General features: G+C 63.0%; 14 protein-coding genes and 2 riboswitches. Of the genes, 11 read left to right on the forward strand and 3 right to left on the reverse strand.

Annotation, left to right across the window (positions count from 1 at the left end; genetic code table 11):
- Positions 1-3: 3 nt before the first annotated feature.
- Both KSW38_RS16630 and KSW38_RS16635 read right to left on the reverse strand, forming a co-directional pair.
- Positions 4-2475: a helicase-associated domain-containing protein gene (locus tag KSW38_RS16630; protein WP_216926038.1), complete on the reverse strand. Its 2472-nt coding sequence runs from the start codon at positions 2473-2475 to the stop codon at positions 4-6.
- Positions 2476-2562: 87 nt separating this feature from the next.
- A complete protein-coding gene (locus KSW38_RS16635; RefSeq protein WP_216926039.1) occupies positions 2563-2778 on the reverse strand; it encodes a hypothetical protein in 216 nt (71 codons plus the stop codon).
- A gap of 301 nt (positions 2779-3079) precedes the next feature.
- Between KSW38_RS16635 and KSW38_RS16640 the strand changes: the two genes are divergently transcribed.
- Positions 3080-3463 carry a cold-shock protein gene (locus tag KSW38_RS16640; RefSeq protein ID WP_216926040.1) on the forward strand — a complete coding sequence of 128 codons (384 nt, stop codon included), beginning with the start codon at positions 3080-3082 and terminating at the stop codon, positions 3461-3463.
- Positions 3464-3471: 8 nt separating this feature from the next.
- Positions 3472-4098: a DUF3027 domain-containing protein gene (locus tag KSW38_RS16645; RefSeq protein ID WP_216926041.1), complete on the forward strand. Its 627-nt coding sequence runs from the start codon at positions 3472-3474 to the stop codon at positions 4096-4098.
- An 84-nt stretch (positions 4099-4182) separates the two neighbouring features.
- On the opposite strand, the gene serC is transcribed toward KSW38_RS16645, so the two are convergent.
- Positions 4183-5313, reverse strand: a complete 1131-nt coding sequence (gene serC, locus KSW38_RS16650; RefSeq protein ID WP_216926042.1) for a phosphoserine transaminase — start codon at positions 5311-5313, stop codon at positions 4183-4185.
- 303 nt (positions 5314-5616) lie between these two features.
- Between serC and KSW38_RS16655 the strand changes: the two genes are divergently transcribed.
- The 9 genes from KSW38_RS16655 to fdhD all read left to right on the forward strand — a co-directional run bounded on the left by KSW38_RS16655 (position 5617) and on the right by fdhD (position 15847).
- Positions 5617-6312, forward strand: a complete 696-nt coding sequence (locus KSW38_RS16655; protein ID WP_216926043.1) for an iron-dependent transcriptional repressor DtxR — start codon at positions 5617-5619, stop codon at positions 6310-6312.
- Between the two features lie 199 nt (positions 6313-6511).
- Positions 6512-6741: riboswitch (cyclic di-AMP (ydaO/yuaA leader) on the forward strand.
- Positions 6742-6747: 6 nt separating this feature from the next.
- Positions 6748-7578, forward strand: coding sequence for a M23 family metallopeptidase (locus tag KSW38_RS16660; RefSeq protein ID WP_216926044.1), 831 nt, complete (start codon positions 6748-6750; stop codon positions 7576-7578).
- Positions 7579-7723: 145 nt separating this feature from the next.
- A riboswitch (cyclic di-AMP (ydaO/yuaA leader) is annotated at positions 7724-7887 on the forward strand.
- 61 nt (positions 7888-7948) lie between these two features.
- Complete coding sequence (locus KSW38_RS16665; protein ID WP_254186631.1) at positions 7949-8620, forward strand: C40 family peptidase; 672 nt, start codon at positions 7949-7951, stop codon at positions 8618-8620.
- 98 nt (positions 8621-8718) lie between these two features.
- Positions 8719-9471 (forward strand): NlpC/P60 family protein, encoded by a 753-nt coding sequence (locus KSW38_RS16670; protein ID WP_216926046.1) that lies wholly within the window; start codon positions 8719-8721, stop codon positions 9469-9471.
- A 355-nt stretch (positions 9472-9826) separates the two neighbouring features.
- The gene (locus KSW38_RS16675; protein WP_216926047.1) at positions 9827-10327 is read left to right on the forward strand and encodes an HNH endonuclease; all 501 of its coding nucleotides are present in this window, start codon (positions 9827-9829) and stop codon (positions 10325-10327) included.
- 42 nt (positions 10328-10369) lie between these two features.
- Entirely contained in the window at positions 10370-11272 is a 903-nt protein-coding gene (locus KSW38_RS16680) for an NTP transferase domain-containing protein (RefSeq protein ID WP_216926048.1), read from the forward strand.
- Entirely contained in the window at positions 11269-12612 is a 1344-nt protein-coding gene (locus KSW38_RS16685; protein ID WP_216926049.1) for a molybdopterin molybdotransferase MoeA, read from the forward strand. Before KSW38_RS16680 ends, KSW38_RS16685 begins: the two co-directional genes overlap by 4 nt.
- A gap of 57 nt (positions 12613-12669) precedes the next feature.
- Positions 12670-14979, forward strand: coding sequence for an FdhF/YdeP family oxidoreductase (locus KSW38_RS16690; RefSeq protein WP_216926050.1), 2310 nt, complete (start codon positions 12670-12672; stop codon positions 14977-14979).
- Position 14980: 1 nt separating this feature from the next.
- Complete coding sequence (gene fdhD, locus KSW38_RS16695) at positions 14981-15847, forward strand: formate dehydrogenase accessory sulfurtransferase FdhD (RefSeq protein ID WP_216926051.1); 867 nt, start codon at positions 14981-14983, stop codon at positions 15845-15847.
- Positions 15848-15872 lie beyond the last annotated feature (25 nt).

Raw genomic sequence — 15872 nt, forward strand, 5'->3', positions numbered from 1 at the left:
TCCTCACTTGCGCAGCTCTCCTGCTGGTTCTACATCGATGATCCTGTGGATGGACAGCACGCGTTCGGTTTCCTTGCCGGGATCGAAGACCCTGACGCGGCCACCGGAGACGGAGACGGGCACCACGGTTTCGGTGTTTGCGTTCCCCAGGCTGTCCACCACGTTCATGGTCACGGCCTGTTTGAGCCGGATGGCTTTCTGAAGCGTTTCCAAGCCGAGCTGCGTAGAGGCTTCCCCTGTCGCATCAGCCGGGACGGCTCGGTGCTGCCGCAGGACCGAAAGTTGAGCTTCGACGTCGTCGTCCGGTGGGGCCGTCCGCGGTGCCGTGTAGACCGGACGCGCGCTGCCTGGCACTGCTGCCGTCCGCTTAAAGCGCACGACGGCGGGTTCCGAGTCCTGGACGGCAGGGGACAGTCCCAGCTCGCGAAGCACACGTGCAGTCTCCTTGGGGCTGGCGGAGGACGTCAGCACGGTGGGCGCGATCCGAACCAGGCTCAGCGCAGACGTGCGGGCCTCCTGCAACAGGTCAGTGATGGCCGATTCGTCGTCGCTTTGGATGAAGCTGGCACTGGAACCGATCCGCAAACGTCCGTGTCGGGAGGCTGTGTCCTGCACCAGGTACGCGAGCGGTTGCGGCACGTCGGTGGCTGAATGCTCGCGGAGGAACGCCAGCAGCGATTCCGCATCCTGGCCGGCGTCGAGGGCCTTGCGGATACTTGCCGTGGAAAAACGGTAGATCGACGCCGGGCCCTGGCCTTCGGCGTCAGCCATGAGCAGCAGCGTTTCGCTGAGCTCGGGCGCAAGGTAACCGGGTGCCACGGCTGTGAGGTCCGCTTGAAGGAGGATGTGGTTGACCGCGGCGGGCAGGTGTTCGCCGAGGAGGGTCATCGCCTCCTCCGGATGGCCGAGCGCGATGGCAGACCCCAACTGTGTGAAGGCCCCGGACCCCATCAAGCCCAGCAAAGTGGCTTCTTCCAGGATCCCCCTCACCAGGGAGCTGAACCGGCGGGACATCCGGGGCTGCGTCCATTCAGCACGTTGCAGCACCGCACGCGCGTCCAGGACAGGTGCTTTGCCATCCGGAGCGGCCGCCTCAACCGTCAGTTCATTGAGGATCTCCAGAATCCTGCGCCGGACCACTGGAGCATCGGGCCTTTGTGCCTCCGCGGACAATGCATTGATGGTGCTGCCGGCCGAACCTGGATGGGATGGCGACCCGGAGGTCGACCCCGGGAGGGGCTGGCCCACCATGGAGGGTGCCCGCTCGCTGGCTAACCAGGCGTTCACCAGCCACAGCCACTGTTCCTGTCGTGGCAGGGAGAGCCATTCCAACGATGGCGGCTGGATCCACGTGGAACTGTCAACGTCCAGCCGCACAAGGCCGGCCAGCGCGCAGAACTCAAGCAGGAGGGCAGTTTCGTGGACGCCGCACCGGATGGATTCTGCAAGGCGCCGCAGCTCACGCACGCCCACGCCGCCGCTCCGGAGGGTTGCCAATGGCTGCTCGCGGACTGAGAACAGCACCTCGCTGGTGAGCCGTAGTGTCTCGGCGATGGCGCCCATCGCGGCATTGCGCCGGAGGGCAGCACTCGTGTGACCCAGTTCCGGAACCGGAGGGCTCAGCGTGAAGTCGTCAATGATCGCACCACCGCGAAGGGCGATGCCGACGCTGTGCGGCAATTCGACGTGGCCGGCGTCCAAGGGAACCAACAGGCCGCGGGCCAGCAGCCAGTCGACAGGCCCGACGTCGGCGCTTTCGTGGGTCACGGAGGCCCGTCGTTGAGCTTGGGGGACCGCGCCCATGGCCCAGCTGCCGAACTTGTCCAGCAAGCCGAGGGTCCTCTCGGGCGCCGTGGCCAGAATCGCGCGCACGGTCTCTGGACTCGACGTCCAGCGCTGTAGGGACAAGGCGGCGTCCATGGGCGTGCTGGCGGGGTGGATGTCCAGGCCGCAGTGATGGAGCTCGGCTACGAGCTGGACCACGCGTTGGGCGAAAGCCGGCTGCAACCTCACCAACTCGGTGTAGCTTCGGCCCAAGCCTGCCGGATAGATGCCGATCACATCCTTCAGGCTTCCAACTGGAAGGTAGAACCGTTGCCGGGAATTTGGCTGTGAATTTGATGCCGCCGGCGGATCGGCCCGGTGGATCAGCGCCAACTCTTGGAGCTTGGCGAGAATGGGTTCCAGCGCAGAGAGAGTGGAACCGGCAATGACCTTCTTGAGTCCGGTGGCGGAAACACTGTGGCCAGTATCGGCATTCGTGCACAGGTGGAGAGTTTCCAGAACCTGCATTTCGGGCTTCGTGAGGCGCTCCAACACGCGTTGCACGCTTACTCGCGCACTTGCCCTGGCCGCCAAGGCAGCGAAGTCCGGGGCCATGGGAGAAATCAGGTCAGGTCGCGCGGCAAACAAGGCCCGCAGCGAATTGTCGCTGCGCGCTTCCAGTTCCTTGCTGAGCGCGCGAATTAGGGACATCAATCCAACGTTACCGCCACCGGGCCACTCGTGCGTGGCCAAGGCAAAGCCACCCCGGTTGATTCGTTATTGACGGCGCTTGAATCGCTATTGCCGGCGCCGTTGACGGATGGCATCCAAAACCAGGATTACGGCAAGCATGAAGGCAACCGGCAGCCCATAAAGGGCGGTGGACGTGATCCACACCGGCGCCACTCCGCCGTTGAAGGCGATGGCCATGACCGCGCCCACTGCAGCCAAGGAGAGGATGGCGATCACGGCGGCAACGATCATGAGGGGGCGGCGGTAACCCGGGGAAGTCATGCGCCTAACGCTAGCAGCAGGGCCACACGAACCAGGCCCGGGCTCCTGGGCGGCCTCCATTCCTGCCGTGTCCAGGCAGGGTGCGGGTAAGGGGCAGCAACGCCCGAGGCAAAAGGCGCCGCAAAGCGTGAAGCAAAGGCGCCGCAAAGCGGCGGCAAAGCATGAATAGGTGGTCCGGCAGGATAACCTTGAAGTAATAGACCAACACGGACCGTGCTGTCCTCCCTCGATCCCGCAAATCCCTGCGGATGCGGTGGCGGTGCGACGTGTCTCCAAAGCAAGAACGAAGAAGGTTGATTACGTGCCCACCGGCAAGGTCAAGTGGTATGACAAGGAAAAAGGCTTCGGATTCCTCGCGGCTGAGGACGGTCAGGAAGTATTCCTGCCCAAGACATCACTGCCCGCAGGCGTAACCGAGCTCAAAGCCGGTACGCGTGTGGAATTTGGCGTGGCCGATGGCCGTCGCGGTGCCCAGGCATTGGGCCTTCGGGTCCTGGACAAGACGCCCTCCATCGCCAAGGCCAAACGCATGAACGCCAAGGACCTTGCGCCTTTGGTGCAGGACCTCGTGACCGTGCTGGATAACTTGTCCGGTACTTTGTCTTCCGGTAAGTACCCGGAAGGCAACAAGGCCAAGGCCATCGGTATGGCGCTGCGCAAGGTTGCCGACGAGCTGGAAGCCTAGGAACCGCCATGACTTCGGAATCCGCACAGGATACACAGGCCGGAAGGGACGCGCAGGCCAACCCTGAGGCCGTCACTTCCGCCGCCGACGTCCCTGTCACCGGGGGAAGCCCTGTCATCGGGCAAGCCCCTGAAAACAGCGACACCCCTGCGCGGAAGCCGGTCGCAGCGAAGCCGCGGGCCGGCATCCCTGTGTGGCGCACTGGCAAGCCGGATGCGTTCCTGGCCGCCGCCGTCGACGCCGCGCGGGAAGCGGTGGAGACTATCGCGAGCCCCGGCGAGGTAGGTGCCCACGTAGGCGCAAAGTCCGAGGGCGACCGCGTGGTCACGCACTTGTTCGAGTCGAAGCTAGCGGGATACGGCGGGTGGCAGTGGTATGCCGTGATCACGCGCAATTCCCGTTCAAAGATCGTCACAGTGAGCGAGCTCGGCCTCTTGCCCTCTGACGATTCCATCCTGGCCCCGGAATGGGTCCCGTGGGCAAAGCGTGTCCGTCCGGAAGACGAGACTCCGTTGGTGGAGGAGACGGTAGAGGAAGTGTCCGAGGAATCAGTGCAGGCTGATGAAGACGACGCCGCCGAAGCATCCGATCCCGAAACTGACGATGACGATGACGACGCCCGCCTGGGCGATTAACGGCAGCGGCGCCGTCCGGTAGGAACCGGGACGGCGCCGTTTCCTGCCCTTGCGTGGAATTCCGCGGCAGTTACTTCTTCAGTTTTATTTCTTGAGTTCGCCCACGACGTAGTCGATGCTGGCGAGCAGGGCTGAGACGTCGTCCGGTTCGATAGCGACGAAAGTGGCAATACGAAGCTGGTTTCGCCCAAGCTTGCGGTACGGCTCGGTGTCCACGACGCCGTTGGCACGCAGGATCTTGGCGATTGCCGCAGCATCGATGGAGTCATCGAAGTCGATGGTGGCGATGACGTTGGAGCGGTCCTCAGCCTTCGCGACGAACGGTGTGGCGTACTCGGAAGCCTCGGCCCAGGAGTAGATGCGGCTGGCAGAGTCTGCTGTGCGCTTGCTGGCGAAGTCCAGTCCACCATTGCTGTTGAGCCACTGTACCTGCGCGTCCAAAGTCACAAGCGTGGACAGCGAAGGTGTGTTGTACGTCTGGTTCAGTTTGGAGTTGTCGATAGCGGTCTGCAGGTCCAGGAAGTCCGGAATCCAGCGGTCGCTGGCCTTGATCCGGGCGGCGCGCTCCAACGCCGCGGGGGAGAACAGGCCCAGCCACAGGCCGCCGTCGGAGGCAAAGTTCTTCTGCGGGGCGAAGTAGTAGACATCCGATTCGGCGACGTCCACGTCCAGCCCGCCGGCGGCCGAGGTAGCGTCCACCAGGACGAGCGAACCAGAGTCGGCGCCCTCGACGCGCTTGACGGGGGCTGCAACACCAGTTGATGTCTCGTTCTGGGGCCAGGCATAGACGTCAACGCCAGCCTCCGCCTGGGAGACCGGCCGCGTGCCGGGCTCGGACTTGATGATGGAGGATGCGTCCAGGAAGGGGGCTTTGTTGGTGGCCGCGGCAAACTTGGAACCGAACTCACCGAAGGACAGGTGCTGGGCCTTTTTCTCAACCAGCCCAAAAGCCGCTACATCCCAGAAAGCAGTGGAACCGCCGACGCCGAGGACAACCTCGTAGCCCTCAGGTGCACGGAAGAACTGGCTGAGCCCTTCGCGGACCGAACCCACCAGGTTTTTGACCGGCGCCTGACGGTGGGACGTGCCAAGAATGGTGGTCGATGCGGCAGACAGGGCCTGGACCTGTTCCGGGCGGACCTTGGACGGTCCCGCGCCGAAGCGTCCGTCCTTGGGCAGCAGGTCGGCGGGAATAGTGATGCTGTTGTCGCTCACGTGTGGCTCCAATGGGTATCGGTTAGAGAGGGGGAGGTGGGCAGGTGGCATCGGCTGCCCCTTCGACTCCCTCATTCTGCCTGACCGGACCCACCGTCAGGAATCTGCGGTTGTCATAGTCCGCCACGTGGAATGCCGGAGCACCACAGGCATTGCGGCCAAGGGAAAAATTATCCAGAGTAATTCCAAATAAGCTAGGCTGGGGTTACGTTCCTGAGGTGTCGGTTGGACACCGTCCACCTTGGCTGGGACGCGGTACGGTGGAGATTACGCAAGAAATGCGTTCGAGGAGAGCTGAGCTGGATGACGGATCTGATCGATACCACTGAGATGTATCTTCGGACCATTTTGGAGCTTGAAGAAGAGAACATCGTGGCTCTTCGAGCACGCATTGCGGAGCGTCTGCGGCACTCGGGTCCCACGGTTTCCCAGACCATTGGACGCATGGAGCGCGATGGCCTGGTGATTGTGTCCAACGACCGCCATCTGGAGCTGACCGAAGTTGGGCGCAAGCGGGCAACCGAAGTCATGCGGAAGCACCGCCTTGCCGAGAGGCTCCTGGCGGACGTCATTGGTCTGGACTGGGCGTACGTTCATGACGAAGCATGTCGCTGGGAGCACGTCATGAGTGAACGGGTGGAGCGGCGGCTCTATGAATTGTTGGAACACCCCACCGAGTCACCGTATGGCAACCCCATCCCGGGTTTGGAAGCCCTTGGCGGTCTCGCCAACCAGCCCCTTGCCCGCCTGGACGTGAACCTGCTGCATGCGATGGACGGGTACGCTGCCGATTCCCGTGTAGTGGTCAGCCGGCTTGCTGAACCCATCCAGGTTGAGCCCGAGCTCCTCACCCAGCTCGATGAAGGCGGAATTCGTCCCGGCGCGAGTGTCTCCTTGGAGCGGGTGGGGGAGTACATCTCCGTCCGCGTTCCTGGCATTGAAGGAGCACTGGAGCTGCCTCCCGAGGTAGCTGCGCACGTCTTCGTGGCCGTCAACTGACTCTGACTTTCCCGGACCGCGGGGGTGTCAAACCTCACTTTGGGATGGCTGGCACGCGCGTGACCTGCGGATTTCCGCGACTGATGATATGGGGACACCCACAACACGGTCGTTTGGAAAGATAACGAATTTATTACTGCGGGCTTTAATCGCCTATAGTTATCTACTAGCGCCGATACCAAAGCGTTACCTGATCTGGAGCCGAGCTCTGCCAGCAGATCAGGTGTGTCATCAACTACTGGCAGAGGCGGGGGAACCACAAGCGGCTGCCTAAAGAAGCAGCCTTGGGGTGAAGTCCGCAGCAGAAGTGCCTACTAACGCAAGTCCTTCCGGGGACACCTGTGTGCCGTTTGCGCTTCGTGCGGACCGGGTCTTTGAACTCTCTGACCCGAATCCGACAGCTAACTTCGCAGGCTTTCCAGAGAGGAACAGAGTTTGACATCGCAGAACGTCAGGGGCCGCCGCCGCGCGTCCGGCCCCGCTGCTGAGCTGCGGCCAGCCCGCGCCGCAATGGAGATCCGGCCACGCGACACCCCGCGTCAGGTGCGCCGCCGTAAGAGCCCGTTGCGCCAGGTAGCCGACTTCGCCGCAGCCAGTGGTGTCGGGCAGAAGGCCGGTGTCGCGCTTGCCGCCACCGGACTTGCCCTGACTGTAGGCCTGCCTGCCACAAGCCCCGTCATGGCCACGTCCGAGTCCGGTCAGGCCGAGTCGGCCCTCTCCGTGCCCGGTGGCAGTCAGCCCGAAGTTTCTGCAGCAGCCTCTGCCAAAATCGATTTCAGTCGTGCAGCAGTCGCTACCGCCGCTGACCCGGACGGCAAGCTCAAGCAGTTGTTGAGCGCCCAGTCAGCGGGAAGCATACAGCGCGCCTCCTCACTTGGCACCTTGGGAAGTCCGCTGGACAAGCTGGTCACGGCATCGCCGTTTGGCTACCGTGTCAGCCCCCTTACCGGCGGCACCGGCGACTTCCACCGTGGCCAGGACTTCGTAGCCCAGTGCGGAACCGCTGTTCACGCCGCAGCTGCGGGCAAGGTCACGTTCGCCGGGTGGCATGAGTACGGCGGAGGCAACCGGGTCGTGATTGATCACGGCAACGGCCTTGAGACCACGTACAACCACCTGTCGTCCTTCAACGTCAAGGTGGGGCAGACTGTCAGCCGCGGCGATACCGTCGCGCTGAGCGGCACCACAGGAGCATCTACCGGCTGCCATCTCCACTTCGAGGTCCAGGTAAACGGCGAAGTCGTAGATCCCATGGGCTGGCTGTAAGCAAGTTGATGGTTGTCTATCGCATTCATGACACGCCCCGTGACCTGAATGTGACATTCACGAACATCTGTTGTACCGTCTAAAGCGCATCGGCTTTTTAGGGGGCCGATGCACTTGAGTGGATTGCCTAGCTCTGCCACCACTCAAGGTCCGTTCGCAAAAATCGTCTGGCAGGGGCGGGGGAACCAATTTTGGTCTTCGAGTCAGAAGACCTTGGGGTTAAGTCGCAAAAGCTTCCTTGAAGCGGCGCGGCCGGATGACTCCCATCCGAATCCGACAGCTCACCTCGCAGGCATTGGGAGAGGCTACCTTCGTGTCATCACGCACTACCCCTGCGCGCCATCGCGCCGAATTGGTTCGCACGAACCCGTTGAACACCCTTTCCAAGGCTGTCTCAACCAATGCAGGCACCGTAGGCCGCCAAGCTGCCGTTCTGGCCGCAGCCTCGGGGCTCGTTCTCAGCGTTGGACTCCCGGCCCAGGCCGCTGACACCGACGTCTCCAAGTCAGAATCCTCCAGCACCCAGCAGCTGGTCGCCACCGCAGTTGTTACCGCGGAGCCCACCGCAACGGTTTCCTTCGAAAGCCCCGTTGTGGCTACCAAGGAAGCTCCCAAGGTTCAGCGGGCCTCCCAGCGCACGGCAACCGAAGGCCAAGCGAACGGCACCCTCGCTTCCCTGTCCTCCAGCGCCAAGGATGCCGCTTCAAGCGCCGCGGCCTCAGGACTTGCAGCAATTGCTTACACCGGCATCGGCCACCCCTACGTTTGGGGCGGCACTTCCCCCAACGGCTGGGACTGCTCCGGATTCACCCAGTGGGTTTACGCCCAGGCCGGCATCAGCATCCCCCGCGTCAATGCCTGGACGATCATGACGCCCACCAGCACCCCTTCCCCCGGCGACCTCGTCGTGCAGAACGGTGGAGCCCACGTGGGCATCTACGTCGGTAACGGCATGATGATCAGCGCTTTGAACCCCAGCCAGGGCACGCTTCTGCACTCCGTGGCTTCCACCGGCACATCCTCGTTCTACACCCTCCGCTAGAAAATCCCATTCGGGGTAAGCCAGCATGCCCCCCAAGTGCTGGCAGCCCATTACCCGCGTGCGATCCCAGCGTGCGCGGATACGAAAAGAGAGTAATCATGACCAGTGCACACAAGGTTGCACGGCATCGAGCTGAGGCCCCCAAGACCAGCTCACTTGCCGTCATTGCCAAGGCTGTCAGCGACAACGCCGGTGGCGTTGGCCGTCAGGCAGCAGTGATCGCAGCTGCATCGGGCCTTGTCCTGACCAGCGGCGTTGCTGCAAATGCTGCCGACACCAACGTCCAGCGGGAATCTACATCTGCGTCTGCGCTTGACGTGCAGTCGGTTGCCCAGGCCACCATTGCTGCCGATTCCAGCGTTGCCATCTCCTACGAGCGCCCTGTGGTCAAGACTGTGGAAGCCCCGGCTCCCGTCGTCGAGAAGGCCGCTGCCAAGGAAGCTCCGGCAGCCGGTGGCACCGCTACTTTGGCGGTCAACTCGGATGCGTCTGCAGCCAAGGCGCCTGCTGCATCCAGCGGCCTCGGTGCGGCTATCGCTGCAGCGGCCTACGCACAGCTCGGTGTCACGCAGGACTGCACCATGCTGGTGACCAACTCGCTGGCCGCAGTCGGTATTCACTTCCACGATTGGCCGGCCGGCTACCTCTCCCTCGGCCGCACGGTCAGTGCAGCTGAAGCCCAGCCCGGCGACCTCGCTTACTATGCCAACGGTGGCTTCGGCGGAATGGCGCACATCGCTGTTTACGTCGGCAACGGCATGGCAGTCCACGGTGGATGGAACGGATCCACCACGGCACTGTTCAGCGTGAACGTTGGCTCCGGCCCGGTTTTCATCCGCGTCAACGGCTGATCAAGTACTCCACAGAACACCCCGCAGGCGCAGGCCGGCGGGGTGTTCTGCTTTAACTATCGCGGCGACTCAACCTCGTGGTGACACCCATTTACGTCGCTGCCACTCAGACGGGCTGGCGACGCCCAAATATAGGTGTCGCCGGCCCCGTTTGCGTGGCTCTAGCGAACTTCCGCGTCCTCAGCAAAAGTGTCCCGCACATGAACTTTCGCCAACACCGCAGGCGAAACGGCGGAAAAATTCGTTGATACGGCATATAAGTGCTTACCCTTGTGTTGTCGATCCACAGCCCGTACAAGCAGAGGGCAGCCGGCCCTCGTGCCCCTGACGGGTGCGGCCGTGAAGAGGTACGTGCATGCGCACACTCGTTCTGAATGCTGGATATGAACCGCTGGCGGTAGTAACCTTCCGCCGGGCGCTGGTCCTTGTGCTGACTGGAAAAGCTAGCGTGGTGGCCGAAGGCGACGAGCCTGTCGTCGGGCCACAGGAGATTCTCGGAAGACCATCCGTGATTCTTCTTAATCGCTACATCCGGCCCCGGTACAACAGGATCACTGCCGTGAGCCGCCGCGGTGTCCTCCGCCGCGACGGCCATCGCTGCGCCTATTGCGGGAAAACAGCCCACACCATAGACCACGTCCACCCCAAATCCAGGGGCGGCGCGGATTCCTGGGAAAACCTGGTTGCGGCGTGTTTGAAATGCAATAACGCCAAGAGTGACCACACGCTCGCCGAGATGGGTTGGAAACTTCGTTTCAAACCTGGCGTGCCCACAGGAACCATGTGGCAGATCAAAGAACTCGAGAAACCTGCGCCGGACTGGGACCCGTTCCTGTTGCCGGAATCCGCCGCCTGATCGATTTCTGTTGCGCTCCCGCCGTCCGGGTAATCTGGGCAGATGGAGTTCAACGCTGTGATTCTGGCGGGTGGCAGGGCCACCCGCCTCGGTGGCGTGCCCAAACCCGGATTAACGTTCGACGGCGCCAGCCTCCTTTCTCATGCCCTGCAGGCGGCGCGGGGGGCTTCCGCTGTGGTGGTGGTTGGTCCGGCCACCCCTGGTATCGTCGGCGTCTTGCCTGATGGAGTTCTTATCGCCCGGGAGGAGCCGGCCTTCGCGGGCCCTGCCGCTGCGATTGCTGCTGGGCTGGCCGCTCTTCAGCAGTCAGTCAGCCCAGCGGCGTGGACGCTCGTCCTGGCGTGCGACATGCCGCACGCCTCCAGGGGCATTGGGCCCCTATGGGAAGGATTGCGTGGCCACCCTGAAGTGGAAGGCGCCATGGCCGTCTCAGCCGATGGCCGGCAACAGCCTCTCCTGGGGATCTACAGCACCCGGGCGTTGGAAAGGGAAGTTGCCGCAGCTTCTGCAACTTCGGGGTTAACGAACTCTTCTGTGTTCCGGCTGCTTGCTAGGCTGAACCTGCTGGCCGTTACCGTTCCCGATGGGTCCACCGATGATGTGGACACGTGGGAGGACGCTGCGGCCCTGGGCATACACGACGAGCAGGAGGCGGACATGAAGAGCCAGGAAGAGACGCTCGAGGACTGGTGCCGCACGCTGTTGCAGGCATTTGAGCTTGAGGGCGTTGAAGTGGACATCAATGATGTCCTCGCAGTGGCAGGAGTTGCCGCGCACTCCGTGGTGCGGCCTGCCGCGCCCCTGACTACGTTCATCGCTGGTTACGCTGCTGGTATGGCCAGGGGGATCGGACAAGCGGCGGACGATACCGCCATGAGCGCTGCCCTTGACCTGGCCCGTCAGGTTGCCAAGCAATACCTGGAGCCCGGGACTGAGACGGAATGACCGAGGCCCCCGGACAGGGCCACAACGCGGCACACACATGGCATGAGGCCCGGCAGCGCGCCTTCGACGTCGCTGCTCCTATCCCGCCAAGCCCCGTGCCGCTCAAGGCCGCCTTGGGAAGGACGCTTGCCTCGGATGCGGTCGCCATACAGGACATGCCGCACTATGCGTCCTCCGCCATGGACGGCTGGGCCGTCAACGGAACGGGTCCATGGATTCTTGTTGAGCCCGGCCACAGACTCGCTCCACACCAGGCCAGTCCCATCGTTACCGGGGGACTCATTCCGCCAGGCGGCAAGGCTGTTCTGCGCACCGAAAGCGGCGTTATCACCACCGACGACGACGGCCTTCCGATACTTGCGCTCGGCGGGGCCGCGAAGCCGGGGGAGCCACGCAACGGCCAGCACATCCGCAAGGCTGCCGAAGAAGCTGCAGAAGGGGACGTGCTGCTCAAAGCCGGAACCATGCTGAATCCTGCGCACATTGCCTTGGCCGCCTTGGCCGGCCTGGATGAGCTCGAGGTCCTGGGGAAACCCTTGGTGCGATTCCTCCTGACCGGCGCGGAAGTGGTGACGCAGGGCGTTCCCGTACCGGGCAAGGTGCGTGACACCTTCGGACCTCAGCTTGGCGCCGTCGTCGAACTCCTGGGTGGCATTGCCGGGGAGCAACTTAAGGTAGGCGACAACTACGACGACTGGCTTGCGGCTTTGCAGGACACCGAGCCTGAACCCGCAGAACCATATGCCGCAGCGGAGCCGCCGGCCGACGTCGTTATTAGTACCGGCGGGACCGGACGCTCGGGGACGGACCACTTCAGGAGAGCCGTGGCTGAACTGGGCGGCCGGCTGCTGATCGATGGCATTGCCATGCGCCCCGGGCACCCGGCCGTGTTGGCGGAGCTTCCGGACGGGCGCTTCGTCCTGGGCCTGCCCGGGAATCCATTGGCCGCCATGATGGCGTTGTTCACGGTGGGAGGCCCGCTCCTCGCAGCACTCGGCCACGGGAAGCTGGAGGAAGTCGGCGAGGTTCCCAGCGGTTCAATGATCGACGCCGATCCGGGTCGCACGCGTCTGATGCCCTTCAAACTGGTCTACGGATTGGCTTCGCCAGCGCAGCATGCAGGACCCGGGATGATGCGCGGGCTGGCAGGAGCAGATGGCGTCATGGTAGTGCCGCCGCACGGCGTTCAAATGGGCGAATTGGTTCCGGCATTTCCCCTGCCATGGGGTAGGCCTTTGCCCTCGCCCAAATCGGCTGAAGGAAAACAACGCAAGGCGCCAGCGCGGCAACAAAAGAAGGCTCCTTCCGGTCCCGTTGACTGGAGTGCGCTGGAAGCCTGAGGCTCCCGGGCTGGACGCAGGTGGTAACCGGGTGCCCCGGCTTGCAATGATGGACTCATGAACAGGCATGCTCCCGAACAGGACATCAATGAAGATGACCTGCAAATCCACCCGCCCAAGAAGGCTGCGGCAGGCCTCAAAGCTGTCACTGTCGCCCTGGAAAGGGGCTACTCCCAGGCAGGAGTAGCCCGCACGGTCCGCTCAATGCTCAGGGTTAACCAGCATGACGGCTTTGATTGCCCGGGCTGCGCCTGGCCAGAATCCATCACGGGACGCCGCAGTCCCGCGGAATTCTGTGAGAACGGCGCCAAGGCCATCGCCGAGGAAAGCACCACCCGGACGGTGGGGGCCGATTTCTGGGCTGAACATTCCATCGCCGATCTTGAAGACAAGACCGAGTACTGGTTGGGGAGCCAAGGCCGGATCTCCGAGCCTGTAGTCCTAAAGCCGGGGGATACCCACTATTCCCCGATCAGTTGGACTGATGCCTTCGCCTTGATCGGGCAGCATATCAATGCCACCACGCCGGATCGCTGTGTTTTCTACACCTCCGGCCGGACGGCCAATGAGACTGCGTTCATGTACCAGTTGTTCGCCCGCAGCCTGGGCACCAACAACCTGCCGGACTGCTCCAACATGTGCCACGAATCCTCGGGCAGCGCGCTGAACCCGACCATCGGCATCGGGAAGGGAACCGTTTCGCTGGAAGACATCCACCACGCCGAACTGGTCTTCGTGGTGGGACAGAATCCCGGGACCAACCACCCCCGTATGCTGTCCGCGTTACGGGATTGCAAGAACAACGGCGGAAAGATCGTTGCCGTGAACCCCCTTCCGGAAGCCGGGCTGCTGAACTTCAAGGACCCCCAGTCACTCAACGGCGTGATCGGCGGCGGAACAACCATCGCTGACGAGTTCCTCAAGATCAAGGTCGGTGGCGACCTTGCCCTGTTCCAGGCACTGGGCCACCTGCTCCTGGAGGAGGAGAAGCGGAATCCGGGGACTGTGGTGGACAAGTCCTTCATCGGGAAACAGACTGAGGGCTTTGAAGCGTACGCGAAGGCACGGTCCCAGCTGGACTGGGAGGAAACGGAGCGCGCAACGGGCTTGTCGCGCGAGGAAATCGTCACTGTGGCCGGACTGATGGCCAAATCCAAGGCAACCATTATTTGCTGGGCGCTTGGCCTGACCCAGCAGCCGCACTCGGTGGACACCCTGAAGGAGATCATCAACCTGCTCCTGCTCCAGGGAAACTTCGGCAAGCGCGGAGCCGGCGCCTGCCCCGTACGTGGCCACTCGAACGTCCAGGGCGACCGCACCATGGGCATCTGGGAGAAGCCACGTGAACCGTTCCTTGCCGCGCTGGACAGGGAGTTCGGATTCCGGATGCCGCGCGATCACGGATACGACTCCGTGGAAACCCAGCACGCCCTGGAAAAGGGGGACGTGGATGTCTTCGTATCCATGGGCGGCAACTTTGCTGCAGCCGGTTCTGACACAGCAGCTTTGGAAGCCGGACTCAAGACCGCGGGGCTGACCGTCCACATCTCAACCAAACCGAACCGGGCCCACGTGGTGCACGGGAAGACATCACTGATCCTGCCCACGCTGGGACGTACGGACACTGACGACAAACACCCCAAGGGCAAGCAGTTCCTCTCCGTAGAAGACTCGATGTCGGTCATCCACAAGACGCAGGGCAGGCTGGCTCCGACTTCAGAGCACCTCCTGAGCGAACCCGTCATCGTGGCCCGCATGGCGCAAGCGACACTCGGGGATGACCACGGCGTGGACTGGCGCGCGATGGCAGAGGACTATGACGTGATCCGGGACCACATCTCACGTGTTATCCCGGGGTTCGAGGACTTCAACGCCAGGGTCCGGACGAAGAACGGTTTTGTCCTCCCGAACCCGCCACGGGATACCCGTACGTTCGCCACTGACATCGGCAAAGCACGGTTCTCGGTAAGTCCGCTTGAGTACCTCGAAGCTCCAGAGGGCCATTTGATCCTTCAGACGGTGCGCAGTCACGACCAATACAACACCACGTTCTACGGCCTCGATGACCGCTACCGTGGGGTCTCGGATGCCCGTAGGGTGATCCTGGTCCACGAGGAAGACCTCGCTGGCCTGGGATTCAAGGACCGTGACCTGGTGGACGTCATTTCCACCTTTGCCGGCACGGAGCGGCGAGCCAACAAGTTCCGGCTGATCGCATACCCCACGGCCAAGGGCTGCGCTGCCGCATACTTCCCGGAGGCCAACGCCCTGGTGCACCGGGAGCTTGTGGCCCGCGAATCCAACACACCCGGTTACAAGGCCATGACTGTACGGTTCGTCAAGCACCCAGAGGAGAACGGATCCTGACGTGGGACGTGTGACCCAGCGCCGAAAGCTTCATAAGTTCGTTCTGGACGGATCGCCCCAGGCCCTGGAACACCCTGTCCGATACAAGGAAGACGTCCTCGCTGTCGAGGAACCCTTGGAGATCCGTCTTGGTGATATGTCGTTCTCTGTGACCATGCGGACCCCTGGCGACGACTTCGATCTGGTGGCCGGGTTCCTTGTCTCGGAGGGCATCATCTGGGAGCCGGGGCAACTGGTCTCGGAGCGTTTCTGCGCAGGGGAGGACGAGAACGGCGTACAGACCTTCAATGTCGTGGACGCACAGCTGCGACCCGACGTCGAACGTCCGGACACCGGCCGTAAGGTCTACACTTCGAGCTCCTGCGGCATTTGCGGCACTGATTCGATCGACGCCGTCCGGAAGTCCTCGCATCACAGCCCCCAGGATGATGACGTCACGGTCCCCGTAAAGGCGCTGGCTGCCCTCCCGGACCGGTTGCGTGAGGCGCAGGCTGTCTTCGCCAAAACAGGTGGCGTCCATGCTGCCGGCCTTTTCAGGATTCACGACGACGGTACTTCCGAGCTGCTGTGCCTGCGGGAAGACGTTGGTCGCCACAACGCCGTGGACAAAGTGGTGGGTTGGGCTTTGCGGGCAGGCAAGCTGCCCCTGAAAGGAACAGTTCTTCAGGTATCCGGCCGGGCTTCTTTCGAGCTCGTCCAGAAAGCGGCCATGGCGGGCATTCCCATCCTTGCAGCCGTCAGCGCTCCGTCCAGCCTGGCGGCAGAGCTCGCGGACGAAACGGGTATCACGTTGGTGGGCTTCAGCCGCGGCGCGAGCCTGAATGTCTACGCGGGGAGGGACAGGATCGTAGGGGTGGAGGCGGGCTGAGGGCTCCATTCACTGCGGATAGTTC

Source organism: Paenarthrobacter aromaticivorans, assembly GCF_019038615.1.
GTDB classification, from domain to species: domain Bacteria; phylum Actinomycetota; class Actinomycetes; order Actinomycetales; family Micrococcaceae; genus Arthrobacter; species Arthrobacter aromaticivorans.